Source organism: Streptomyces sp. W16 (genome assembly GCF_033194735.1).
Classification (GTDB): Bacteria; Actinomycetota; Actinomycetes; order Streptomycetales; family Streptomycetaceae; genus Streptomyces.
On sequence record NZ_JAWOAI010000099.1, the window covers coordinates 1 to 23,289 of the forward strand.

At 70.9% G+C, this 23,289-nt stretch carries 21 protein-coding genes and 2 pseudogenes; 6 read left to right on the forward strand and 17 right to left on the reverse strand.

Annotated features, from left to right (window positions below; all coding sequences use genetic code 11):
• Positions 1–130: pseudogene (locus R6V09_RS15815) on the reverse strand (ATP/GTP-binding protein); the annotation flags it as partial.
• Between the two features lie 265 nt (positions 131–395).
• Between R6V09_RS15815 and R6V09_RS15820 the strand changes: the two are divergent.
• Positions 396–1,646 (forward strand): amidohydrolase family protein, encoded by a 1,251-nt coding sequence (locus tag R6V09_RS15820; RefSeq protein ID WP_317882039.1) that lies wholly within the window; start codon positions 396–398, stop codon positions 1,644–1,646.
• A 3-nt stretch (positions 1,647–1,649) separates the two neighbouring features.
• On the opposite strand, the gene R6V09_RS15825 is transcribed toward R6V09_RS15820, so the two are convergent.
• The 12 genes from R6V09_RS15825 to R6V09_RS15880 all read right to left on the reverse strand — a co-directional run bounded on the left by R6V09_RS15825 (position 1,650) and on the right by R6V09_RS15880 (position 14,153).
• On the reverse strand, positions 1,650–2,411 hold the full coding sequence (locus R6V09_RS15825; protein ID WP_317882040.1) for an SDR family NAD(P)-dependent oxidoreductase: 762 nt from the start codon (positions 2,409–2,411) through the stop codon (positions 1,650–1,652).
• 10 nt (positions 2,412–2,421) lie between these two features.
• Positions 2,422–3,570 carry an acyl-CoA dehydrogenase family protein gene (locus R6V09_RS15830; protein ID WP_317882041.1) on the reverse strand — a complete coding sequence of 383 codons (1,149 nt, stop codon included), beginning with the start codon at positions 3,568–3,570 and terminating at the stop codon, positions 2,422–2,424.
• A gap of 11 nt (positions 3,571–3,581) precedes the next feature.
• Positions 3,582–4,727, reverse strand: a complete 1,146-nt coding sequence (locus R6V09_RS15835) for a thiolase family protein (protein WP_317882042.1) — start codon at positions 4,725–4,727, stop codon at positions 3,582–3,584.
• A complete protein-coding gene (locus R6V09_RS15840; RefSeq protein ID WP_317882043.1) occupies positions 4,720–5,553 on the reverse strand; it encodes an enoyl-CoA hydratase/isomerase family protein in 834 nt (277 codons plus the stop codon). Before R6V09_RS15840 ends, R6V09_RS15835 begins: the two co-directional genes overlap by 8 nt.
• Complete coding sequence (locus R6V09_RS15845) at positions 5,550–6,746, reverse strand: CaiB/BaiF CoA transferase family protein (protein WP_317882044.1); 1,197 nt, start codon at positions 6,744–6,746, stop codon at positions 5,550–5,552. Before R6V09_RS15845 ends, R6V09_RS15840 begins: the two co-directional genes overlap by 4 nt.
• 1 nt (position 6,747) lies before the next feature.
• Complete coding sequence (locus R6V09_RS15850) at positions 6,748–8,331, reverse strand: FadD3 family acyl-CoA ligase (RefSeq protein WP_317882045.1); 1,584 nt, start codon at positions 8,329–8,331, stop codon at positions 6,748–6,750.
• A 15-nt stretch (positions 8,332–8,346) separates the two neighbouring features.
• Positions 8,347–9,486: an acyl-CoA dehydrogenase family protein gene (locus R6V09_RS15855; RefSeq protein WP_317882046.1), complete on the reverse strand. Its 1,140-nt coding sequence runs from the start codon at positions 9,484–9,486 to the stop codon at positions 8,347–8,349.
• Complete coding sequence (locus R6V09_RS15860; protein WP_317882047.1) at positions 9,483–10,454, reverse strand: acyl-CoA dehydrogenase family protein; 972 nt, start codon at positions 10,452–10,454, stop codon at positions 9,483–9,485. Before R6V09_RS15860 ends, R6V09_RS15855 begins: the two co-directional genes overlap by 4 nt.
• A gap of 2 nt (positions 10,455–10,456) precedes the next feature.
• The gene (locus R6V09_RS15865) at positions 10,457–11,257 is read right to left on the reverse strand and encodes an enoyl-CoA hydratase/isomerase family protein (RefSeq protein WP_317882048.1); all 801 of its coding nucleotides are present in this window, start codon (positions 11,255–11,257) and stop codon (positions 10,457–10,459) included.
• An 82-nt stretch (positions 11,258–11,339) separates the two neighbouring features.
• Positions 11,340–12,140: a FadR/GntR family transcriptional regulator gene (locus tag R6V09_RS15870; protein WP_317882049.1), complete on the reverse strand. Its 801-nt coding sequence runs from the start codon at positions 12,138–12,140 to the stop codon at positions 11,340–11,342.
• 78 nt (positions 12,141–12,218) lie between these two features.
• Complete coding sequence (locus R6V09_RS15875) at positions 12,219–12,986, reverse strand: SDR family NAD(P)-dependent oxidoreductase (RefSeq protein WP_317882050.1); 768 nt, start codon at positions 12,984–12,986, stop codon at positions 12,219–12,221.
• Positions 12,987–14,153, reverse strand: coding sequence for an acyl-CoA dehydrogenase family protein (locus tag R6V09_RS15880; RefSeq protein ID WP_317882051.1), 1,167 nt, complete (start codon positions 14,151–14,153; stop codon positions 12,987–12,989).
• Positions 14,154–14,295: 142 nt separating this feature from the next.
• Here R6V09_RS15880 and R6V09_RS15885 point away from each other — a divergent pair, with 142 nt between their 5' ends.
• From R6V09_RS15885 to R6V09_RS15895, 3 genes are all read left to right on the forward strand, one after another.
• The gene (locus R6V09_RS15885; RefSeq protein ID WP_317882052.1) at positions 14,296–14,679 is read left to right on the forward strand and encodes a DoxX family protein; all 384 of its coding nucleotides are present in this window, start codon (positions 14,296–14,298) and stop codon (positions 14,677–14,679) included.
• Entirely contained in the window at positions 14,676–15,143 is a 468-nt protein-coding gene (locus R6V09_RS15890) for a peroxiredoxin (protein ID WP_317882053.1), read from the forward strand. Before R6V09_RS15885 ends, R6V09_RS15890 begins: the two co-directional genes overlap by 4 nt.
• A 64-nt stretch (positions 15,144–15,207) precedes the next feature.
• Positions 15,208–17,547, forward strand: coding sequence for an ATP-binding SpoIIE family protein phosphatase (locus tag R6V09_RS15895; protein WP_317882054.1), 2,340 nt, complete (start codon positions 15,208–15,210; stop codon positions 17,545–17,547).
• A 9-nt stretch (positions 17,548–17,556) separates the two neighbouring features.
• On the opposite strand, the gene R6V09_RS15900 is transcribed toward R6V09_RS15895, so the two are convergent.
• Both R6V09_RS15900 and R6V09_RS15905 read right to left on the reverse strand, forming a co-directional pair.
• The gene (locus R6V09_RS15900; protein WP_317882055.1) at positions 17,557–17,991 is read right to left on the reverse strand and encodes a cupin domain-containing protein; all 435 of its coding nucleotides are present in this window, start codon (positions 17,989–17,991) and stop codon (positions 17,557–17,559) included.
• 99 nt (positions 17,992–18,090) lie between these two features.
• Positions 18,091–18,921 (reverse strand): aldo/keto reductase, encoded by an 831-nt coding sequence (locus tag R6V09_RS15905; protein WP_317882056.1) that lies wholly within the window; start codon positions 18,919–18,921, stop codon positions 18,091–18,093.
• A 159-nt stretch (positions 18,922–19,080) separates the two neighbouring features.
• Between R6V09_RS15905 and R6V09_RS15910 the strand changes: the two genes are divergently transcribed.
• A complete protein-coding gene (locus tag R6V09_RS15910; RefSeq protein ID WP_317882057.1) occupies positions 19,081–20,055 on the forward strand; it encodes a TauD/TfdA dioxygenase family protein in 975 nt (324 codons plus the stop codon).
• Between the two features lie 9 nt (positions 20,056–20,064).
• On the opposite strand, the gene R6V09_RS15915 is transcribed toward R6V09_RS15910, so the two are convergent.
• Together R6V09_RS15915 and R6V09_RS15920 are read right to left on the reverse strand one after the other, a co-directional pair.
• On the reverse strand, positions 20,065–21,093 hold the full coding sequence (locus R6V09_RS15915; RefSeq protein ID WP_317882058.1) for an LLM class flavin-dependent oxidoreductase: 1,029 nt from the start codon (positions 21,091–21,093) through the stop codon (positions 20,065–20,067).
• Positions 21,094–21,165: 72 nt separating this feature from the next.
• Positions 21,166–22,674: a metallophosphoesterase family protein gene (locus R6V09_RS15920; RefSeq protein ID WP_317882059.1), complete on the reverse strand. Its 1,509-nt coding sequence runs from the start codon at positions 22,672–22,674 to the stop codon at positions 21,166–21,168.
• An 88-nt stretch (positions 22,675–22,762) separates the two neighbouring features.
• Here R6V09_RS15920 and R6V09_RS15925 point away from each other — a divergent pair.
• Positions 22,763–23,289, forward strand: a pseudogene (locus R6V09_RS15925) (zinc-dependent metalloprotease); the annotation flags it as partial.

Below are 23,289 nucleotides of genomic sequence, written 5' to 3' on the forward strand. Positions count from 1 at the left end.
TGGAGCGCCGCTCGAAGTAGTCGAGGGCGGCGAAGCAGTCCTCCAGGCGGCGGGTGTCGGCGAGTACGACGGCGCCGAGCGAGCCCTCGGAGAGCTCGTCCCACATGAACCAGAACCGCTCCTGACCGGGTCTGGGTCGGCATCACCGGCTACGGACGCGAGAACGACCGCATCGCCTTCGGAGACGACGCTGCCGTCGCCGGCGGTCTGACCGGCCTCGACCCGAACGGCGACCCCGTCTTCCTCGGTGACGCGCTCGCCGACCCCGTCACCGGCGTCTTCGCAGCCCACGCCGCGGCCCGCTCCCTCGCCGGGGGAGGCGGCGAACTCCTCTGCGTCTCCATGGCGGCCTGCGCCGCCACCCTTGCTGAGGCGCCTGCACGGGTCCGTCCGCCGTGCTGATCAGAAACGTGGAGGTGGCGGGCCACGGAGCGGCGGTGGACGTACGGATCGAAGGCGGGCGGATCGCCGAGATCGGGCCCGTTCTCGCGGGTCCGGGTGACGTGGACGGTCGGGGCGGTGCCTTGCTCCCGGGCCTGCACGACCATCACGTCCACCTCGCTGCGCTGGCCGCCGAAGCCGCTTCCGTGCGGGTCGGGCCGACAGAGGTACGAGACCGTACGGCGTTCGCGGCGGCCTTGGCGAGTGGGCCGCCGGGGGAGTGGGTGCGGGCCGTCGGCTACCACGAGAGCGTCGCCGGGGAGTTGGACCGGTGGACGCTGGACGCGCTCGTTCCCGATCGCCCGGTGCGGGTGCAGCATCGCACCGGCGCGCTGTGGATGTGGAACAGCGCCGCGCTCCGGGCGGCCGGGCTGGAGGGCGACGGACGGTTCTGGCGCGAGGACGAGCGGCTGCGCGGGTTCGTGCCGCCCGTACGGCTGGATCTGGAGGGCGTGGGGCGGCGGGCGGCGGCACTCGGTGTCACCGGGTTCACCAACGCCGATCCGCACCCGGCCGGCGGACTCACCCAGATGCTGTCGGTCCTTCCGCAACGGCTCCTGGTGATGGGCGTCGACGAGCCCGTGAAGCTGATGCTCGACGATCCGACGCTCCCCACGCCCGCCCAACTCGCCCGCACCATAGGGGAGATCAGGCCCAGGTCGGTCGCCGTGCACTGCGTGACCCGGGTGCAGTTGCTGGTGACGCTGCTCGCCCTGGACGAGGCGGGCCCGGCCGACGGCGACCGGATCGAGCACGGGTCGGTCATCCCGGCCGAGATGATCCCGTGGCTGCGACGGCTCGGGGTGGCGGTCGTGACCCAGCCGCACTTCCCCGTCGAACGGGGCGCCGCGTACGCCACCGACCTGGACGCCGACGACCGCCCGCACCTCTACCGCTGCCGTTCCCTGGCCGAGGCCGGCATCCCGATCGCCGCCGGCACCGACGCGCCCTACGGCACCCCGGACCCCTGGGCGGTCATGCGGGCGGCGACCGAACGGGACGACGGCGAGCGGCTCCGACCCGAGGCCGCGCTGCGGCTGTTCACCGGCGAGCCCCAACACCCCGCCCGGACAAGGCGGTTGGCAGTCGGCGCGGTCGCCGACCTGTGCCTGCTCCACGCACCGCTGCGCACGGCCCTCGACGCGTTGTCCGGTGAACTGGTCCGCGCCGCATACGTGTCGGGCCGCCGCATCGCGCCCGCATGACCGCTACACGCTGTAGCCGCCGTCAACTCCCAACGCCTGCCCGGTGATGAACCCGGCCCGGTCGGAGGCGAGGAACGCGACCGCCTCCGCGATGTCCGTGGCGTCGCCGAAACGGCGCAGCGGAATGTTGCGCCGGGTGACCGCAAGGGCGTCCTCGTCGAGTTCGCCCGAGCTGATCAGACGGCCGGCGATACCGTCGTTGAGCATGCCGGGCGCCACGCAGTTCACGCGGACGCCGTAGCGGCCCTCCTCGGCGGCCAGTGCCCGGGCCACCGCCTCGACCGCGCCCTTCGCGCCCGAGGACAGCCCGTCCCGTACCGGGAAGCGCCGGGTGGCAACGGTCGTCACGGCGACGATGTTGCCCCGGCTCTCGCGCAGCAACGGCAGCGCGGGATGCACCAGGTTGAAGAACGCCACGGCGTCGCCTTCGAGTTGGGCGCGGTACTCGCCCGGCGTCACCCTGCTCAGGTGCCTCATCGGGACGTGCGGGCCCGACGCGTACACGAGGGTGTGGATGCCACCGCCCACCTCGGACACGACCTCGGCCGCGGCGGACTCGTCGGTCAAGTCCAGACGTAGCGACCGGACTTGACGGCCGAGCTTCGTGACCTCGGCGGCCACCGCGTCCGCCGCCTCCTGGTTGGCCCGGTAGGTGAGGACGATGTCGCTGCCCCGCTCGGCGAGGAGTCGTACGACCGCCGCCCCGATACCGCCCGAGCCGCCCGCGACGAACGCGACACCTGGTCTGCTGGAGAAGTCCGGCACCGTGACCGCCTCACAATCCGAGGGACTTGGCGATGATGACCTTCATGACCTCGCTGGTTCCGGCGTAGATGCGGGTGATGCGCGCGTCCGCGTAGAGCCGGGCGATGGGGTATTCCAGCATGTAGCCGTAGCCGCCGAACAGTTGCAGACAGCGGTCGACCGCGCGGGCCTGCATCTCGGTGCAGAAGAGTTTGACCTTGGCGGCGTCCGGTCCGCTCAGTTCGCCGGCGACGAGTTCGAGTACCGCCCGATCGAGCATCGCCTGCGCGGCCTCGATCTCGGCGGCCACCGCGGCGAGTTCGAACTTGGTGTTCTGGAAGGAGGCGACCGGTTTCCCGAATGCCTTGCGCTCCTTGACGTAGGCGATCGTCGTGTCCAGGGCGGCCCGCGCCTGCGCGACCGAACCCACCGCCACCGTCATCCGCTCCTGCGGCAGGTTGTGGCCGAGATAGCCGAACGCGGCGCCCTCCTCGCCGAGCCGGTTGGCGACCGGCACCCGGACGTCGTCGAAGGCCAACTCGACCGTGTCCTGCACCTTGATGCCCAGCTTGTGCAGCACCCGGCCCCGAGTGAAGCCGGGCATGCCGTCCTCGACGACCAGCAGGGTGAGCCCGGCACGGCGGTTGTCCGGGTCGGTCGACGTACGGGCGACGACGATCACCAGGTCGGCGAGGAGCCCGCCGGTGATGAAGGTCTTCGCGCCGTTGAGGACGTACGAGTCCCCGTCGCGCACGGCGGTCGTACGGATCCCGGCGAGATCGGAGCCCGTGCCCGGCTCGGTCATCGCGACGGCCGTCAGCAGCTTCCCGGAGGCCAGACCGGGGAACCAGCGCTCGCGCTGGTCCCGGTCGGCGTAGGTGAGGAAGTACGGCAGGACGACGTCGAGTTGGGTGCGGACGGTACCCAACGTCACCAGGGCGCGGGCCGCTTCCTCCTGGAGGACGACGTTGTAGCGGTAGTCGGCCAGGCCCGCTCCGCCGTACTCCTCGGGGACGGCCGTGCCCAACAGGCCGAGCGAGCCCAGCTGTTCGAAGAGTGGGCGGGGGAGCCGACCGGTCTCTTCCCACTCGGCGTAGTGGGGGACCACCTCGCCAGCGATGAAGTCCCGCGCCAGCCGGCGGAATGCCTCGTGGTCGTCGGTGAAGACGTCTCGGCGCACAACATCCCCTGTCAGGAAGCGAGTTCGACGACGGTGGCGTTGGCGGTGCCGCCGCCCTCGCACATGGTCTGCAGGCCGTAGCGGATCCCGTGGTCCCGCATGTGGTGGAGCATGCGCGTCATCAGGACGGCGCCCGACGCGCCGAGCGGATGCCCGAGCGCGATGGCGCCCCCGAGCGGGTTGAGGAGGGCCGGGTCCGCTCCGGTCTCGGCCAGCCAGGCGAGCGGGATCGGCGCGAAGGCTTCGTTGACCTCGAAGACGCCCACTTCGGAGAGTGCTACTCCGGCCTTGCGCAGCACCATCTCGGTCGCCGGGATCGGCCCGGTCAGCATCAGGACCGGATCGGAACCGGTGACCACGCCCGCGCGGTAGCGCGCGATCGGCGTCAGCCCCAGTTCACGGGCCTTCTCCGGGGTCGTCACCAGCAGGGCCGCCGCGCCGTCGGAGATCTGCGAGGAGTTGCCCGCGTGGATCACCCCGCCCTCCTGGAAGGACGGTTTCAGCTTGGCGAGAGTGGCGCCGCTGGTACCGCGCCGTATGCCTTCGTCCACGGTCACCGTGCCCGTGCCGGCGGCCACCGGCACGATCTGGGCGTCGAACGCCCCGCCGTCCTGCGCGGTCGCCGCCCGCTCGTGGGACAGCGCGGCGAACTCGTCGACGGCACCCCGGCCCAGTCCCCACTTCCGCGCGATCAGCTCGGCCGAGACACCCTGGTTGAAGGAGAAGTCCTCGTAACGGGCAAGGACTTGGGGGCCGTACGGCATCCCGCCGGCCCGGGAGGCCCCGAGCGGCACCCGGCTCATCACCTCGACGCCGCCCGCCACCACGACGTCCTGCTGACCGGACATGACGGCCTGGGCGGCGAAGTCCAGGGCCTGCTGGCTCGATCCGCAGGCCCGGTTCACCGTCGTCCCCGGGATGGTCTCGGGCCAGCCCGCGGCCAGCACCGCGTAACGGCCGATGTTGCTCGACTGGTCGCCCAACTGGCCCACGCAGCCCCACACCACGTCGTCCACGACCTCGGGATCCAGGCCCGTGCGGTCGACGAGGGCCTGGAGGACGACGGCGGAGAGGTCGGCCGCGTGCACGCCGGCCAGACCGCCGTTCCGTTTGCCGACGGCGGTGCGGACCGCCTCCACCAGCACTGCCTCACGCATCACGTGTCCTGTCCTCCGTTGCTCTCGGCGCCGCGGTGCGCGGAACCGCCCAGCGGCCGGTGTAGTGCGGCGCCCGCCGCTCCGTGAACGCGGCGTACGCCTCCGGGACGTCCGCCGTGGCGAAGTTCATGGCCTGCGCCCGCGCCTCGCCGGCAAGGGCCTCGCGCAGCGTGCGATCGGCGTTCTCGTTGAGGAGCGCCTTGTTCTGCGCGAGAGCGACCGGGGCTCCGGCGACCAGCCGGGCGGTCAGGTCGTCCACGAAGGCGTCGATCTTGTCGGCGTCCACGACCCAGGTCACCAGGTTCAGTGCGCGGGCCTCCTCGGCGTCGATCGTCTCCGCCAACAGCGCCAGCCGTTTCGCCTGCTGCAACCCCACCAGCTTCGGCAGCAGCCAGGAGCCGCCGCAGTCCAGGGACAGGGCACGGCGGGCGAAGATCTGCGAGAACGTGGATTCCGGGGTCGAGACGACGAAGTCGCAGCCCAGGGCGAGGTTCCAGCCCGCGCCGACCGCGACGCCGCGCACCTTGGCGATCGTGGGGATCGGCAGCTCGTGCAGCAGGAGCGTGACCTCGCTCAGGGTCCGCATCCGGTACAGCGGATGCTCGCCGCTGACACCGTTGCGGATGTCGGCCCCGGAGCAGAACGCGCCACCGGCACCGGTCAGCACCAGTGCACGCACCGTACGATCGCCGCCCGCCGTGGCCAGCGCCGATCGCAGCGCGTCCCACAGGTCGGCGTCGATCGCGTTCTTGCGCTCCGGCCGGTTCAGCGTCAGCGTCCGCACACCGTCGGCGTCGCTCGTCAGAAGCACCGGCGGCCCGCTCATCGCACCACTCCCTGTGCCCGGAGAACGGCGATCTCCTCGCCCGTGAGGCCGAGTTCGGCGAGTACGGCGTCGGTGTGCCGGCCGAGAGCGGGAATCGCGCCCATCGGCGGGTCGTACCCGGCGATGACCGGGGGCGGCAGCAGCGCCGGCACCGGACCGGACGGCGTGTCGATCTCCCGCCACCGGTCGCGCGCCCGCAGATGCGGGTGGGCGATGACGTCACGGGGCGTGTTGTAGCGGGAGTTGCCGATGCCGGCCGCGTCCGCGCGGGCCTGCACCTCCGCGAGGTCGTGCCGTGCGCACCAGGCGCTGATCTCCGGCTCCAGCAGGGCACGGTGTTCCACCCGCCCGGCGTTGCTCCGGAAGCGGGCGTCGTCCGCTAGGTCGGGCCGGTCGATCAACTCCCTTGCCAGGCGCTGCCATTCACGGTCGTTCGTCGTCCCGAGGATCACGGTGTGGCCGTCGGCGGTGCGATGGGCGCCGTACGGTGCCACGGCGGGGGAGCTCATCCCGAGCGGCTGCTGCTCGACACCGGAGTGGCGGGTGTACGTGAGCGGATAGCCCATCAGCTCCGTCATCGTGTCGAACAGACTCACCGCGACGGACGAGGCGGCCGGACCCACCCCGCGTTCCCTGCCGCACAGCAGCGCGACGACCGACAGCGCGGCGTACAGGCCGCTGCACACGTCGGCCACCGGAGGTCCCGGCTTGGCCGGTGCTCCGGGGTGGCCCGTCACCGCGCAGGCGCCCGACTCGGCCTGCACGAGGAGGTCATAGGCGCGCTTGTGGGAGAGGGGGCCACCCGGGCCGTAGCCGTCGATCTCGACGGCGATCAGCTCGGGGTGACGGGTCGTCAAGTCGCCGGGGGAGATGCCGAGTTTGGCCGTGGTGCCGGGTGTGAGGTTGGAGACGAGGACGTCGGCGCGCTCCAGCAGGCGGTGCAGGACGCCCATGCCGCCGGGTGTCTTCAGGTCCAGGGCCACGGACTCCTTGCCCCGGTTGACCCACACGAAGTGCGCGCCGAGGCCCTTGACGACGTCGTCGTAGTGGCGGGCGAAGTCTCCGCCCCGGGGGTTCTCCACCTTGATCACGCGGGCGCCGAAGTCGCCGAGCGTGCGGGTGCACATGGGAGCGGAGATCGCCTGCTCCAACGCCACCACGGTGATTCCGGCCAGCGGCCCGGTCGTCGTCATGTCAGCCCGCGGTCGTGAAAGTGGCACGGAGTTCGTCCTTCAGTACCTTCTGGCCGGCGTTGCGCGGGAGTTGGCCGACGAAGCGGACATGGCGGGGCACCTTGAAGTTGGCCATGTGCTCCCGGGCCCAGGCGATGACGTCGGTCTCGGTCGGGGTGTGGTCCGCACGCGCCACCACGAAGGCGCAGCCGACCTCGCCGAGACGTTCGTCGGGAACCCCGATCACGGCGACCTGCTGGACGCTCTCACAGCCGAGAAGCAGCTTCTCTATCTCCGCCGGATAGGCGTTGAAGCCGCCGACGATGTACATCTCCTTCTTGCGGTCGACGATGGCGAGGTTGCCGTCGTCGTCGAGCCGTCCGATGTCCCCGGTGTGCAGCCAGTCCTCGGCGTCGATCGCCGAAGCGGTGGCGTCGGGGTCGTCCCAATAGCCGCGGGTGACGTTGTAGCCGCGCACGAGGATCTCGCCGTCGAGGCCGATCGGGACGTCCAGACCGTCGTCGGCGACGATCCGGACCTGGACACCGGGAATGGCCCTCCCGGTGGTGTGGGCGACCGTCTCCTCCGAGTCCCCGACCCGGGTCGTGGTCACCAGCGCCGTGGACTCGGTGAGGCCGTAGGCACTCATCACGATGTCGAACGACAACTCCGTCTTCATGGCGCGGATCAGCGATTCCGGGATCGTGGTGCCGCCTGTCATGGAGACCCGCAGCGAGGCCAGATCGTGTGTGGCCCGGTCCGGATGGTTGACCAGGTCGTGGAAGATGGTCGGCGGTCCGAGGAGGATGCTGACCCGTTCCCGGGCGATGAGGTCCAGTGCCCGCCCGGCGTCGAAGACGGCCATGGGGATGACGGTCACCCCGTGCATCAGGGAGGCCAGCCACCCCGCCTTGTATCCGAAGCAGTGGAAGAACGGCGGGATCACCAGGAAGGTGTCGGAGGCCCGGAACGTGTACTCCTCGGCCATCCACCCGTAGGCGCGCAGGGACTGGCCGTGCGTGAGCATCACGCCCTTGGGGTGGCCCGTCGTGCCGGACGTGAACATCACGTCGGACACGTCGTCCGGCGTCAGCCGGTCGATCGACTCATGGGCCGCCGACGCCGAAACACCCTCTCCCGCACGGAGAAAGTCGTTCCACACCAGCTCGGCGGCGCCCCGCGGACCGAGAACGGACACCGTCTTCTGCAGCGCCGGCAGTCCCGGATCGGCCTTCCGCAGTTCGCCGACGTAGTCGTTCCCGAGGAAGGGCGAGGCGAAGACGGCCGCCGCCTCCGACTTCCGCAGGATGTACGAGATCTCCTGCGCCTTGAACCGTGTGTTGAGCGGCACCAGTACGCCCCCGGCGCCGTGGATGCCCAGCGCGGCGAAGATCCACTCCGCCGAGTTGGGGGCGCACAGCCCGACCCGGTCCCCGGGCTTGATGCCGAGCGCGATGGTGGCTCGGACCGCGTCGACCAGCTGCTCCGCCAGCTCCCGGAACGTCCACCGGCGGTCCTGGTCGATGAGTGCCGTGGCGTCCCCGAAGCGTTCGGCCGCCAGCCTGATGACGTGGGGGATGCTCAGGAATTCGTCGTCGTAGCGCATCAGTTGGCTCCAGGGCTAGCCGTTCGAGGGGAGACGCAGGATCCGCTTGGCGATGATGTTCCGCTGGATCTGGGAGGTACCGCCGTAGACGGAGGCCGCGCGGGAGTAGAGGTAGTCACCGAACAACTCGCCGCCCTCCCGGGCCAGTTCGGCCGGGAACACCTCAAGTGCCGTGTCGTAGAGCCGCTGTTCGGTCCTCGTCATCAGCAGCTTGTCCACGGACGACTCCGGGCCGGCGGCCTGTCCGGCGAGGCGCTCGGCGGTACGGCGACGGGCGTGCGCCACCAGGACCTCGTAGTCCACGACACACCGGCCGATCCGCGACAGCAGCCCGTCGGGAAGGCCGGCACCCCGCTCGGCGGCGTGGCGCCGCAACCGCTCGACGAGCAGTCCGTACTTCGAGATGTGCCCGGTGTCGAGAGCGTTGCGCTCGTACGACACCGTCGTCATCGCCAGCGCCCAGCCGACGCCCTCGGCGCCGACACGCTCGGACTCCTCGACGCGGACGTCGTCCAGGAACAGCTCGCAGAACTCGTCGTCGCCGTTGGCCGCGCGCAGCGGACGTACCGTCACCCCGGGGCGGTCCAGGGGCAGGACGAACGCCGAGATCGACTTGTGGGCCGGTGCCGAGCGGTCGGTGCGGGCCAGCAGCAGGCACAGACCGGAGTACTGGGCGTAGCTGGTCCACAGCTTCTGACCGCGCACCTTGTAGTGGCCGTCGTGCCGCTCGGCGAAGGTGCTCATGCCCGCCAGGTCCGAACCGGCGCCCGGTTCGCTGAAGCCCTGGCACCACACCTCGTCACCGGCCAACATCCTTGGCAGGAACCGCAGTCGCTGTTCCTTCGAGCCGAACTCCAGGAGGGCGTGGGCGAGATACCCGATCCGTGGAACACCCGGGGCCCGGCAGGCGCCGAGTTCGTCACTGATCGCGACCTGGTGCAGCGCGGTCAGGCCCCGGCCGCCGTAGCGCTCAGGGACGTCCAGGCCGACCCAGCCGCCCGAGTGCAGCAGCCGGTGCCAGCGAAGGAGGAAGACCGGTACCGGTTCGCCCGACTGCCGCTCCGGGAGCGGGTGTTGGGCCAGCCAGGCACGGAACTCGTGGCGCAGCCGGTCCAGGTCGGCCGGGTCGCCGAAGTCCAGCGGAGTGTCGGTCATCGCGGCACCTCCGGTGCGGCCAGCGCGGGGAGCAGGTCGTCCGTCGTGGCGAGCAGCGTCGCGCCCAGGCGCACCTTGCGCAGATACAGGTGCGCGATGTGCTCCCAGGTCTGGGCGATACCGCCGAAGACCTGCATCCCGGCGTACACCGCCTCCAGCGCCGAGGAGTTGACCTCCGCCTTGGCGACGCGTGCCGTCGTCAGGGCCCGCTCCGGCGGTTCGTTGTCGAGACACCAGGCCGCGTAGCGCGTGACACTGGTGCCCGCCTCCACCAGGACCGTCGCGTCCGCGAGGAGATGCTGTACGGCCTGGAAGGAGCCGATCGCCTGCCCGTACTGCCGCCGTACGCGGGCGTATTGGACCGCCTGCTCCACGAACGAGCCCGCCGCGCCGACGAGTTCGGCGGTCACGACGACGAGTGCGTAGGCCTGCCAGCGGAGTCGGTCCGGTGCGGCGAGCCGGCCGACGGTCCTCGCGGGTGTGTCGGCGGGGACCGCGCGGATCGTGCGCAGCAGGTCCGTGCTCGGGGCCGTCGGGCCCAACTCGACCCGGGTGACCGTCCCGTCGGTGGTGACGCAGAGCGCGCTGTCGGCGCCCTCGCAGTCCCAGGCGACGAGCTCGGACGCCGTGGCTCCGGGGAAACGGAGCTCGCGGGTGAGCGCGACGGTGGGGGTTCCCCGTGAGGTGCCGTTGCCGAGCAGCCGGAGCAGCTCCGGAGCGAGCAGGACCGTACCGAGCAGGGACGTGGTGAGCGGGTGGCGGCCGTGTTCCTCCGCGAGCAGTGCGCACTCCTGCGTGGTCGCCGCCGGGGGAGAGGTGCGCCGCAGATCTCTCAAACCCATGTCGTCCAGGGCCTGTTGGGCGGCCGAACGGGTAGCCGGCTTCACCTCGTCCGCCGAGGTCACGCCGTACCGGGGTACGAGCGAGCGCACCGTCTCGCGGACGAGGACGAACTCCTCGCGCTCCACGCTCAGTGCTCCTCAGGGGGGTTGGCGCGCCGCTCGGCGCGGGCCGCGAGGTCGGTGATGATGCGGATGTGGTCCGGGTTGGTCATCGTGGCCCGCTCGGCTATCAGGGCCGCCTCCATGCCGCCGCGCGAGACCTGCTCGACGACGGCGGCGAGGGCCAGCTTGGTGGCGCGGAGGGCCTCGGCGGGCTGGGCCGCCAGCCGGTGGGCCAGGGCGAGGGCCTCGCGCATGAGGTCGTCGGGCGGGACCGCGCGGTTGGCGAGGCCGAACTCGACCGCCTTGGCCGCCGGGATGCGGTCCCCGGTGAAGAGGTACTCCTTCACCCGCAGCAGGCTGGTGAGCAGCGGCCACAGGGTGACTCCGCCGTCGCCCGCCACCAGGCCGACCGACACATGCGGATCCGCGAAGTAGGCGTCCTCGGCGATCAGTACGAGGTCACAGGCCAGCGCGAGGCTGCAACCCAGGCCCACCGCCGGGCCGTTGACGGCGGCGATCACCGGCAGCGGGAAGCGGATCATCTCGGTCTGGATGGTGCGGTCGATACGGATGGACCGCTCCCGCAGCTCCGGGTCGGTGTGATGGCGCAGCAGATGGTCGAAGTCGCCGCCGGCGCTGAACGCCCGTCCCGCGCCCGTGAGGACGACGGCCCGGGCCTTGGTGTCGTCCGCCAGTTCGCGCCACACCTCCGACAGCCGTCGGTGCAGCTCCTCGGACACGCCGTTCAGCCGGTCGGGGCGGTTCAGGGTGACGATGCGGACGTCTCCGTCGGCGGCCACGGTCAGCACGGAACTCACCTTGCTCATACCGCGATGGTATTAAAGGTCCGACCGAAACTGTCAATGGTGTTGCACGAAGAAGAGAATCACATTCTCACCCTTGAGTGGGTCAGTTCTCCGGATCGGTCAGCTCCACGCCGTCCCGGCCGTCCACCTCGGCCGCCGCCCGGGCGAAGCCGCACACATGACGTGTCATCCGGCGCATCGCCGCCTCGCTGTCGCGGTCTCGGATCGCCTCGGTGATCCGGGCGTGTGCACGGGCGGTGAGCTTGCGGATGTCGGCGTCCATGAACTGCTCGATGTCGGTGGCCGCGTGGATCGACTGCGAGAGAGCGCTCATGAACCCGATGAGAAGCTCGTTCTCGCCGGCCCGCGCCACCGCGTTGTGCCAGCGGACGTTGGCGCGCAGGAACCGCTGGATGTCCCCGCCCGCCGCGACGAGCTCCGTGTGGGCGTCGTCCAGCTCCGCGAGGTCGGCGTCCGTGCGACGCCTGGCCGCCAGCGCCGCGCACGCCGGCTCGATCGCCTCCCGGGTCTCGTGCAGGTCCTCCAGGCGGATCCGCTGTCCCCGGATCACCAACCGCACCGTATTGGCGAGCGATTCACGCCCGGGCCGGTGCACGAAGGCGCCGCCCCCGCGCCCCGGCCTGATCTCCAGGAGCCGTTCGACCTCCAGGACGCGCAGCGCCTCGCGCACCGTCGCCCGGCTGAGCCCGGTCTGCTCCACCAGTTGCCGTTCAGGCGGCAGCGCCATGCCCTCCGTGAACTCCCCGGAGAGGATCCGCTCGCGCACCTCCGCTGCCAGCACGTCGGACGCCTTGGGCACGGTGAGCGTGTCGAAGCGCGGCCGGGGCTCACCGGCCGCGGCGCGCCCCCGGACGGTGCGGGAAGGGTGCTCGGCGCTCTGCACAGGTTCAGGCCTCTCGTCGCAGGCCGCGCTCTTCGGCCTCTTTGGCTGAACCATTCAACACAGCACCCGGACCGCCTGTCACATCACCATGCCGCCGTCCACCGGCAGCACCTGACCGGTGATGAAGGAGGCCGCGTCCGAGGCGAGGAACACGAAACTGCCCGCGATCTCCGCCGGCTCCGCCCACCGGCCCAGCGGAATCCGGGCGAGCATCTGGGCCGAGAACTTCTCGTTGGTGCGGATGGTCTCCGTCATGGGCGTGGCCGCCAGCGGTGCGAGGGCGTTGACCAGTACCCGTCGGCGCGCCAGTTCGCGGGCCAGGGACTTCGTCAGCCCGATGATCCCGGCTTTCGCGGCCGAGTAGTTGACCTGCCCGAGCGTGCCGACCAGGCCCGCCGACGAGGTGACGTTGATGATCCGCCCCTTCCCGTCGTCCGGCAGGAACGGCAGCGCGGCCTGCGCGCAGTGGAAGGTTCCCATCACATGGATGTCGAGGACCCGCCGGAACGCGTCCTCCTCCAGCTTGTCGAACATGGCCGGGGCGATGACCCCGGCGTTGTTGACCAGGATGTGCAGCGTCCCGTCGGCGAGCGCCGCCGCGCGTGCCACCGCCGCGTCGGCGGCGGACCGGTCCCGTACGTCGAGAGCGGCGCTGTCCGCCGTCAGGCCCGCCGCGTTGATCTTCCCCGCGACGGCCGCGGCGGCCGACTCGTCGACGTCGGTCACCAGCACTGCGGCACCCGCGCGCGCCAGCGCCTCGGCGACCGCGGAGCCGATGCCGCCCCCGGCACCGGTGACCAGCGCCGACCGGCCCGTGAGGTCGAACAGCCCTGTGCTGTCGGTCATTCAGTAGCTCCTCGGGAGTCCCAGCGTGTGTGATCCCAGGTAGTTCAGGATCATTTCCTGACTGATCGGTGCGATGCGCATGAGGCGGGCCTCGCGGAAGTAGCGGGCCACGGCGTACTCCTCGGAGTAGCCCATGCCCCCGTGCGTCTGCACGGCCCGGTCGGCGGCCGTGAACCCGGCGTCGGCGCACAGGTACTTGGCGGTGTTCGCCTCGCGCCCGCAGGGCTTCCCGCTGTCGTACAGCCAGGTCGCCTTGCGCAGCACGAGTTCGGCGGCGTCGAGGCGGGTGAGGGAGTCCGCGAGGGGGAACTGGATGGCCTGGTTCATGCCGATCGGGCGGCCGAAGACGATGCGTTCCTTGCCGTACTGGACGGCCCTGTCGAGCGATGCCCGGCCGATGCCGAGGGCCTCGGCCGCGATCAGCATGCGTTCCGGGTTGAGGCCGTCGAGGAGGTAGCGGAAGCCCTGGCCCTCCTCGCCGACGCGGTCCTCGACGGGGATGCGCAGGTCGTCGATGAAGAGTTCGTTCGAGGTGACGGCGTTGCGGCCCATCTTCGGGATGGGGCGGATGGCGATCCGGTCGCGGTCGATGTCCGTCAGGAACAGGGTCATCCCGTCGGTCTTCCTGGCGACCTCGTCGGCCTTGCTGGTGCGGGTCAGGAGAAGGATCTTCTCGGACTCCATCGCCTTGGAGATCCACACCTTGCGGCCGTTGACGACGTAGTGGTCGCCGTCGCGTCGCGCGTACGTCGTGATGCTCGCGGTGTCGAGTCCCGCGCCCGGCTCAGTGACGCCGAAACAGACGTGCAGGTCGCCGTCGGCGATGCGCGGGAGCGTCCGCCGTTTCAGTTCCTCGGAGCCGTGCACCACCACCGGATGCATGCCGAAGATGGACAGATGGATCGCGCTGGCCGCGTTCATGCCGCCGCCCGAGCGTGCCACCTCCTCCAGCAGCAGGCTGGCTTCAGTGATGCCGAGGCCGTGGCCGCCGTACTCCTCCGGGATCGTGATCCCGAGCCAGCCGCCGCCCGCGACGGTGTCGTAGAACTCCGTCGGGAACTCGTGCGCCTGGTCCTTCTCCATCCAGTACTGGTCGTCGAAGTCGCGCAGCAGTCCGGCGACGGACTTGCGGATCGTTTCCTGGTCCTCGGTCAGTTCGAAGTCCATGCACGGGACCCTTCTCCGGTTCCGGTTGCGAAACATATCAAAGGTCAGACCAAAACAGTAGAGTCGAAGAGCGGGCGGAGGGCGTCACCGGGCGTGTCTACCGTCGAGTAATATCGCGCGGCAGGCCATCAGAGGAGGAACCGTGCCACGGTCCGAACGCTCGTCGCTGCTGCTCGCCGGTCTGCTGGCGACCGCGGGGGTCGCCCACTTCGCCTCGCCGAAACAGTTCGACGCGACGATCCCGCGCGCCCTGCCGGGGACGCCCCGGACCTGGACGTACGCGAGCGGTGCCGTCGAACTGGCGCTGGCCGCCGGGATCGCGGTCCCGCGCACCCGGCGCCGGGCCGCACTCGCCGCGGCGGCGTTCTTCGTGGGCGTGTTCCCCGCCAATGTGCAGATGGCGCTGGACTGGCGGGACCGCCCGGCCCCGCAGAAGGCGGCGGCCCTCGGACGGCTGCCCCTGCAGATACCCCTCGTGCTGTGGGCCCGTAGTGTCGCGAAGAACAATGGGGAGGGACAGTCATGACAGGACGCCTGAACGTCGGCGACAAGGTCGAGGACTTCACACTGCCGGACGAGACCGGCGCGGAACGCGGCCTCACGGAACTGCTCGCCGAGGGGCCCGTGGTGCTCTTCTTCTATCCGGCCGCCCTGTCCGCCGGCTGCACCGCCGAGGCCTGCCACTTCCGTGATCTGGCGGCCGAGTTCGCGGCCGTCGGCGCCCGGCCCGTCGGCATCAGCGGCGACACGGTCGACAAGCAGAAGGAGTTCGCCGGAAAGAACACCCTCGGCATGCCGCTCCTCTCGGACGTCGACGGAACGATCCGGGAGCGGTTCGGAGTGAAGCGCGGATTCTCGCTCGCACCCACCAAGCGGGCCACCTTCGTCATCGGCGAGGACCGCACGATCCTGGAGGTCGTCTCCAGCGAACTCCGGATGAACACCCACGCCGACCGCGCCCTCGCCGCCATTCGCGCCCACCGGAAGTGACACAGAGGCCACAAATGCCGTATCGCGGTTGAGGCACTGCGCCACAGGGACCATCCTGGACGATATGGAGCAGGCCTCCGCCGCGGCGGTCATCGATGCCCGGGGCATCGTGACGGGGTGGAGCGAGGGTGCCCGGACACTGACGGGATACCCGGCCGAGGAGGCCGTGGGCCGGTCGGTGGCAGCACTGCTCGCCGAACCCCCCGCCGCCACGTCCGTGGCCGCAATGGTCGGCCCGGTGGTCCTACGACACCGGGACGGCTCCCCGCTCCCGCTCACCGTGCGGGCCTGCGCGGTGCTCGGCGCGGACGGCGCACCGGACGGATACGTCCTCACCGCCGAACCCCCCGCCGGACCCGGCCCCACCCTCGCCGAGCAGGCCTTCCAGCAGGCGTCGATGTCACTGTCCGTCTTCGACACCGGGCAGCGCTATCTCCGCGTGAACGACGTCGCCTGCCGCGTGATGGGAGTACCGGAGGACGTCCTGATCGGCCGGTTCTTCCCGGAGAGCGTCGAGGACGCCGAACACAGCCGTGCCTTCCTCCACAACCTGCGCCAGGTGGTCGAGACGGGCAGACCCGTCCGCTACGACAGCTGGGCCGGCGCCCCCGCCCTGAACCGGGAGCATGCCTGGAGCATCGAGATGTGGCCGCTCAGGGATCCCTCCGGCGAGCTGACGGCGGTCGCCCTCGCGGCGTTCGACAGCACCGAGCAGTACCTCGCCCGACAGCGGCTGGCCCTGCTCAACGAGGCGGCGACCTGCATCGGCACCACTCTCGACGTGGTGCGCACCGCCGAGGAACTGGTGGAGCTGCTGGTGCCGCGCTACGCCGACTTCGCCAGCGTGGACCTGCTGCCCTGGGTGCTCGGCGCCGACGAACCGCCGCAGGCCCCGGACGACGAGATCGTGCTGCGCCGCGTGGCCCACGGTTCCGTCACCGAGGGCGCGCCGGACGCCGCAGTGCACCTCGGGCACGCGGACGTCTACCCGCTCTCCTCACCGCCCGTGCGGGCCCTGCGCGAAGGACGGGCGGTACGCGGCCAGGCGGGCGAACCCGACTTCGTCCGCTGGGTGGAGGACCGCAACGCCCGCTCTCCCGAAGGCCGTTCACACCGCGAGGGCGTCCACTCGATGATCGCGGTGCCGTTGCGGGCGCGCGGCACCACCCTCGGCGTCGCGGTGGCCGTCCGCATGGCGCACCCGGACGACTACGCGGAGGACGACGCCGTACTCGCCGAGGAGTTGGCCAGCCGGGCCGCCGTCTGCATCGACAACGCCCGCCGCTTCGCCCGCGAACGCAGCACCGCACTGGCCTTGCAGCACACCCTGCTGCCCAGAGGCCTGCCCGGACAGGCCGCGGTCGAGGTGGCGCACCGCTACCGGCCCTCCGGTTCGCTCGCGGGCATCGGCGGCGACTGGTTCGACGTGATCCCGCTGTCCGGCAGCCGGGTCGCCCTCGTCGTCGGCGACGTCGTCGGACACGGCATCGCGTCCTCGGCGACCATGGGCCGCCTCTGTACGGCCGTCCGCACACTCGCCGACGTGGACCTGCCGCCCGACGAACTCCTCACCCACCTCGACGACCTGGTCACCCATCTCGCGACCGACGACACGGGCGACGAGGTCGCGGAACTCGGCGCGACCTGCCTCTACGCCGTCTACGACCCCGTCTCGCGCCGCCTCACCATGGCCGCCGCCGGACATCCACCACCGGCCCTCGTCCTGCCCGACGGGACCGCGAGCCTCGTCCCCATGACCGCGGGACCACCGCTCGGAGTCGGCGGACTCCCTTTCGAGGCGGTCGAGTTGGAGCTTCCCGAGGGCGCCGTCGTCGCCCTGTACACGGACGGTCTGATCGAGGACCGGGACCGCGACGTGGACCACGCCACCGCCGAACTGTGCCGCGCGCTCACCGCGTCCGCGGAGTCCCTGGACGCACTGTGCGACTCGGTGCTGAAGGCCGTGATGCCGGCGGAGCCGAGCGACGACGTGGCCCTGTTGCTGGCGCGCACCCGCGCGCTGGGCGGCGACCGGGTCGCCACCTGGGACATCGAACCGGACCCCGCCCGCGTGGCCGGGGCCCGGCAGGCCGCCACCGAGCAACTCGCCGCCTGGGGACTGGAGGAGGAGGCCTTCGTCACCGAACTCGTCGTCAGCGAACTGGTCACGAACGCCATCCGGTACGGCCAACCGCCCATCCAGCTCCGCCTGATCCGCGACCGCGCCCTCATCTGCGAGGTCTCCGACGGCAGTTCGACCTCACCGCATCTGCGCCGCGCCCACGCCTACGACGAGGGCGGACGCGGACTTCTCCTTGTCGCCCAGCTCACCCAGCGCTGGGGCAGCAGGCAGACCGGCAGCGGCAAGACGATCTGGGCGGAGCAGCCGCTGCCGCCCGACTGACCGGACCGCTCACTCGAAGGGGCAGCCGGGGTTCGGCGCGTCCTCCGAGAACGGCGATCCGTGCGGCAGGACGTACAGCACGTCCAGGACGAGAGGCGTCTTCCCCAGGTTGCGGCCGATGTGCACGTTGCCCGACCCGGCCGGCTCCTGGATGGTGCTGCCCGCCTTGTACACGCCGTCGGAGGCGCAGCCGGAGTCGAAGTGGCTGAGCGTGCCCTGCTTGACGATTCCGTACAGGGGGCCGTCGTGGTAGTGCCAGCCGGTGGCCTGGCCGGGCGGAATGGTGATCTCGCGCACGGTGTAGTCGGTGTCGCCGATCGTGGTCTGGCTGATCAGCCGGGCGGTGACACCGGGCCCGGCGGGGGTCGCCTGGGCGGTGCCACCGGCCAGCAGAGCGGCGACGGCCACCGCCCCGGTCACGGCGGTACGGAACGCGTTGCGCATACGAGAACCTTCCGGTGAGATCTTGAGTCTCCGCCGTGAACATAGAGGCAGGGAAGGCGAGTTGGGGGCGGAAACACGCAACTTCCACCTCCGGGACGCTCAGAATTCCTCGTGGGTCTCCGGGTCCCCGCCCAGGCGCTGCGGAGCGTGGTCGGAGAGGGCGGCCAGCTGGGCCGGGCCGAGTTCGAAGCCGAAGATGTCGAGGTTGGCGCGCTGCCGGTCCGGGTCGGCCGACTTGGGGATCGGGACGGCCCCGAGCTGGGTGTGCCAGCGCAGCACCACCTGAGCCGGCGTGACACCGAAGGCCTCCGCGACCGTCAGGACGGTCGGGTCGGCGAGCAGGTCGGAACCGCGCCCGAGGGGGCTCCAGCTCTCGGTGAGAACGCCCTTCTCGGCGCCGAAGGCACGCAGTCCGTCCTGCGGGAACAGCGGATGCAACTCGATCTGGTTGACGGAGGGCAGCACGCCGGTCTCCTTCTCCAGCCGCTCGATGTGCCCGGGCGTGAAGTTGGAGACGCCGATCGACCGGACGAGACCCTCCTCGCGGAGCTTGATCATCGCCTTCCACGAATCGACGTACTTGCCGACGCGGGGCAGCGGCCAGTGGATCAGATACAGGTCCACGTACTCCACGCCGAGCCGCGCACGTGACTCCTCGAAGGAGGCGAGGGTCTCGTCGTAGCCGTGGTGGCGGCCCGGCAGCTTCGTCGTCACGACGATCTCCTCGCGCGGCACACCGCTGCGCGCGATGCCCCGGCCGACGCCGGTCTCGTTGCGGTAGTTCGTCGCCGTGTCCACCAGGCGATAGCCCATGCGCAACGCGCCGTCGACGGCCTCCTCGGCGGTCGCGTCGTCCATCGGCCAGGTGCCCAGGCCGATGGCGGGGAGCTTCGTTCCGTCGTTGAGCGTGTGCGTCGGGATGCTGATCACGGTCGACCTTCCCTTGACTGTGCGGTACAGCCAGTATGGGCGCCCGGGAGCCCTGTCGCCTCGTGCGGTGATCGCTGTCACGATCTCCTTGAACCCGGTACGACCTGGGTACGACCCGGTGGGCACGACCGACCGAGCAGGTACGACGACGGAGCGCGCATGACGACGGACAGCGGTACGACCGACGAGGCGGTGCGGGTGGACGGCATGGAGGTGAAGCCGGCCGCCGGGCACATCGGGGCCGAGATCACCGGTGTCGATCTGGCCGGTGAACTCGACGACGCCGTGGTAGCCGCGATCCGGGCTGCGGTGCTGCGCTGGAAGGTCGTGTTCTTCCGGGACCAACGGCTCGATCACGCGAGGCATGTGGCGTTCGCGCGACGGTTCGGCGAACCGGTCGTGCTCGGCCGTCGCGGCAGCGCCTCACCGGCCGGCTTCCCCGAGATCGAAACGACCGCCGACCGGCTGGAGTTGGGCGGCCGGTTCGGCATGGAGCACGAGGAGTGGCTGGAGCGCCGACGGCACACCCTGCTGCGCGGCTGGCACTGCGACCACGGCGCCCGCATCGACCCGCCGGCCGCGACGATCCTGCGCGCGGAGACCGTCCCGCCGTACGGCGGCGACACCACCTGGTCGAACCTGGCCGCCGCGTACGCCGGACTGTCGCAGCCGGTACGGGAGTTCGTGGACGGGCTGCGGGCCGAGCACCGGCTCGGCGTCGGCTATCAGCCGCGGCCCGGCGACGACGCGTACGTACGCCACCTCCTGGACCACCAGGTCGCCTCGGTGCACCCGCTGGTACGGGTGCACCCCGAGACGGGGGAGCGGGTGCTGTTCGTCAACGGCTACTACCTGGAGCAGATCACCGACATCTCCCGCGCGGAGAGCGCCGCGGTCCTGGAGTTGCTGCTCGCCCAGGCGACCAGGCCCGAGTACACCGTCCGCTTCCGCTGGGAGCCGGGCAGCGTGGCCTTCTGGGACAACCGGGCCACCATCCACCTCGCCCCCAGCGACAACGCCCACCTCGGCTTCCCCCGCACCATGCACCGGGTGATGCTCACCGGCGACATACCGGTGGGCGTCGACGGCATGCCTTCGGAGCCGATCGTCGGCACCGAACCGGGCCGCTGGTGAGGAGTGCGGTCAGGCGGAGGCCTGCCACCCGAGTGCCGGCCCCAGCTTCGTCGCCATGTCCGTGAGGATCTGCACATAGTCCTCGTGCTCGAAGGTGAACGGCAGCGCGAACGCCACCTCGTCGATCTCCCTGAACGCGGCGTGCGCGTCCAGGAGTTCGGCGATCTCCTCCGAGGTGCCGACCAGGTCCGGCGCGAACATCAGCCGGGCCGGGCCCTGCGGTGACGTCGTACGGGGAGTGCGCTTGCGGGCGAACTCCTCGTACTTCGCGCGCTGTTCGGGCGACGCGGAGTCGGTGGGGATCACGACCAGCCCCTGGGAGACGCGGGCGGACTCCCCGTCCGGGTGGTGGGCGCGGAACGTGCGGATGTGGGAGATCTGGATCTCGGCGAAGTCCCTTGACTCGTCCGGCCCTTCGGCCTTGACGACACTGCTCGTCAGGAAGTTCATCCCGTGCTCGCCCGCCCACTTCGCCGAGCTCGTGCTGCCGCCGCCGTACCACAGGCGGCGGCCCAGACCGGGGGAGTGCGGCTGGACCCGGTCGGAGAACACCTCGAAGCCCTCGACGCCGCTGAAGTCGGTGGCGGGCTTGCCCCGCACGAAGTCCAGCAGCCGCCGCACCCGCTCGTACCCGAAGTCCTCGGTGTCGGCCGTGTCGGGGTACAGCGCGTCCTTGACCTGGTCGAAGTGCATCGGCGGGCCCACGCTGACGCCCGGGTTGATGCGGCCCCCGGACAGGATGTCGACGGTCGCCAGGTCCTCCGCAAGCCGCAGCGGGTTCTCCCAGCCGAGCGGGATCACCGCGGTGCCGAGTTCGATACGGCTGGTGCGCTGCGACGCCGCCGCCATGACCGCGACGGGGGAGGAGATGCCGTACTGGAGATGGCGGTGACGCAGCCACGCGCTGTCGAAGCCGAGGCGCTCGCCCAGTTCGATGATCTCCAGCGTCGACTCGTGGCCCCGGCGCGGATCGGCCTCGTCGAACAGGCCGATCGTGAGGAAGCCCAGCTTCCGCAACGGGCGTGAGATGGACGGCACGGGCTCCTCCGGCGGTCGTACGTCAGTTCTGTTCTGTCCCGATTGTGACAGGCGAACGTTGCGGGCGTGTGATCAGCGCAGCGGGATGGTGATCTCGTCCTCGACCGGCGGGTCGATCTCCTGGGCGCGGTTGCCGGTGGCCGCGAAGCAGCGCAGGTGGAGTGCCTCCGGGGTGACGTCCAGCCGCAGGAAGCACTTGAAGAACGGCGGGCTGTACGTCACCGAGCTGGGCGAGAACAGCTGGGTGTAGAGCTTGCGCACCGGGAGCCGGAAGCGCGAGGTGCGGTCGGGACGGCCGCCCGCGCCCAGCAGGCTCGCGACCAGCCGGACGCGCCGGGTGACGCGGACCGGCGGGCCCGGGGTGCGGGTCGGCGGGATGCCGAGGCGCTCGCAGATCACGGCCGACGCCTCGGCCTCGGTGAGGGTGAAGAAGCGCCGCAGCCGCAGCCGGCGCCCGTACAGCCTGCTGTAGAAGGCCAGGGAGTCGCCGCGCAGCGGATAGCAGCGGAAGTCCTGCTCGGTGACGTCGCCGATGTCGACGCGCGGGACGGTGTGGGTCGCGTGCATGAACGCGCCGCCGCCGCCCGAGACCACGTACTGGAGCGTGCGGCCGTCCGCCAACCGCACTGGATACCGCTGGTAGTTGTGGATGTCGCCGCCTATCGCGGCCACGAAATGGTGGGCCGGATCGCTGACGATGTCGTCGACCGTGCCGCCGCCCTCGATGGCGCAGGGATGGTGCTCGCCGTCCACATACAGGGGCGAACCGGTGAGGAGGATCTTCGGCGTCGGGCCCTTCGCCACCTCCCGCAGCCAGGCGCCCTGTTCGGCGTCGATCGTGCCCAACAGGCCCGTGTCGATACCGATGATCCGCACCGGTCCCGCGTCCATCGCCCAGTACGGGCCGGGCTGGACGGCCTGTTGGAGTGGCGAGGAGCGCAACTGACGTGCCTTGTCCAGACGTTGGCCGTCGGACGGGCGGGCGTGGTGCCACAGCAGCGAGCGCCACCAGGTACGCGTCAGCGGGCGCGGCTTCGACTGCGGCGCGGGCAGCGCGGGCGCGTCGTCGCAGAAGACGCGCATGAAGCCGCCGAGGCCCTCGTACCAGTCGTGGTTGCCCGGTATCGCGTAGATGGGTGCCGGGTAGTGCTGATACGGGCGGAAGAACTTCGTCTCGTAGTCGTCCGCGGTGCCGACCGGATAGATGACGTCACTGGTGACGACCGCGAAGTTCGTTCCCTGACTGACCTTCAGAAAGCCCGGCACGACGGCGTATTGGGGGTCGTCGCCCTCGCCGGTGTCGCCGATGACCATGAAGGAGAAGGTGTCGGGGTCATCGCGTCGGATCACCTTGTCCGCGGGTGCTCCGGCGGCCGTGCGCTGCGCGACCCAACGGCCGCGAGTGCTGCCCGTGGGGTCCCCGAACCAGGACGCCAGCACGCCGTTGCGCGCGGCCCACAGGGTCCTCGGGTCGAGCCACGAGACCTTCTCGGCATGGGACGGCATGAGCTGCTGGTACGCGCCGCGCTCCGCGGTGCCCCAACCGGCGCCTTCGGCGGTATCACGTGAAGATTCAGACACCGGCGAACCGTAACAACGAGCCATGGCGAACCGAGCGGCGGGGGCCTGGCAACATCAACTCGACGACGCTCAACCGAAAGGCCCCCGCATGCCCGGCGAAGCCGACTTCATCGATCTGCTCCCCGACCCCGAACTCCGGTCGGACCGGCTGCTGTTGGGCATCCGCCACTTCGACGAACCCTTCCTCCTCACCGTCTCCCTCTCCCAGGGCCTGGGCTCAAGCGACCTCTGGCTGGACCGGGGCAGGGCGGGCAAGGCGCGGCTCGCCCAGTTCCGCCGGATCGGCGACCGGGTCCTGTTCGCCGTACGCAACAAGCACTTCCTCACCTCCGGCGACGAGGCCGCCGTACGGGCCGGGGACGAGTCGTTCGCGCTGTCCGTGGTGTGGAGCGGGCCCGTGCTGTGGGAGGAGAACGGGGCGGTGGTCGTCGACGCGACCGGCCTGGTCGTCGCCGACCACGACCGGGTCGCCGAACATCTGCACGCACACGAGCAGGGCGACTACGCGATCGACGAGTCCGCGAGCCTCCCGCTCGTCGCCGACAGCCGCACCGGCCCGCGCGCCGTCCGGCTGCCCGCGCTCCTCACCTTCCGGGGCCCCGGCCGCGGCCGGGC

What these genes read in the sequence shown, in the direction of transcription:
- R6V09_RS15835 (WP_317882042.1), bottom strand. Translation starts at nt 4,727, where the DNA reads ATGCGTGAGGCAGTGCTGGTGGAGGCGGTCCGCACCGCCGTCGGCAAA.
- R6V09_RS15840 (WP_317882043.1), bottom strand. Translation starts at nt 5,553, where the DNA reads ATGAGCGGGCCGCCGGTGCTTCTGACGAGCGACGCCGACGGTGTGCGG.
- R6V09_RS15845 (WP_317882044.1), bottom strand. Translation starts at nt 6,746, where the DNA reads ATGACGACGACCGGGCCGCTGGCCGGAATCACCGTGGTGGCGTTGGAG.
- R6V09_RS15850 (WP_317882045.1), bottom strand. Translation starts at nt 8,331, where the DNA reads ATGCGCTACGACGACGAATTCCTGAGCATCCCCCACGTCATCAGGCTG.
- R6V09_RS15855 (WP_317882046.1), bottom strand. Translation starts at nt 9,486, where the DNA reads ATGACCGACACTCCGCTGGACTTCGGCGACCCGGCCGACCTGGACCGG.
- R6V09_RS15865 (WP_317882048.1), bottom strand. Translation starts at nt 11,257, where the DNA reads ATGAGCAAGGTGAGTTCCGTGCTGACCGTGGCCGCCGACGGAGACGTC.
- R6V09_RS15875 (WP_317882050.1), bottom strand. Translation starts at nt 12,986, where the DNA reads ATGACCGACAGCACAGGGCTGTTCGACCTCACGGGCCGGTCGGCGCTG.
- R6V09_RS15880 (WP_317882051.1), bottom strand. Translation starts at nt 14,153, where the DNA reads ATGGACTTCGAACTGACCGAGGACCAGGAAACGATCCGCAAGTCCGTC.
- R6V09_RS15890 (WP_317882053.1), top strand. Translation starts at nt 14,676, where the DNA reads ATGACAGGACGCCTGAACGTCGGCGACAAGGTCGAGGACTTCACACTG.
- R6V09_RS15895 (WP_317882054.1), top strand. Translation starts at nt 15,208, where the DNA reads ATGGAGCAGGCCTCCGCCGCGGCGGTCATCGATGCCCGGGGCATCGTG.
- R6V09_RS15900 (WP_317882055.1), bottom strand. Translation starts at nt 17,991, where the DNA reads ATGCGCAACGCGTTCCGTACCGCCGTGACCGGGGCGGTGGCCGTCGCC.
- R6V09_RS15910 (WP_317882057.1), top strand. Translation starts at nt 19,081, where the DNA reads ATGACGACGGACAGCGGTACGACCGACGAGGCGGTGCGGGTGGACGGC.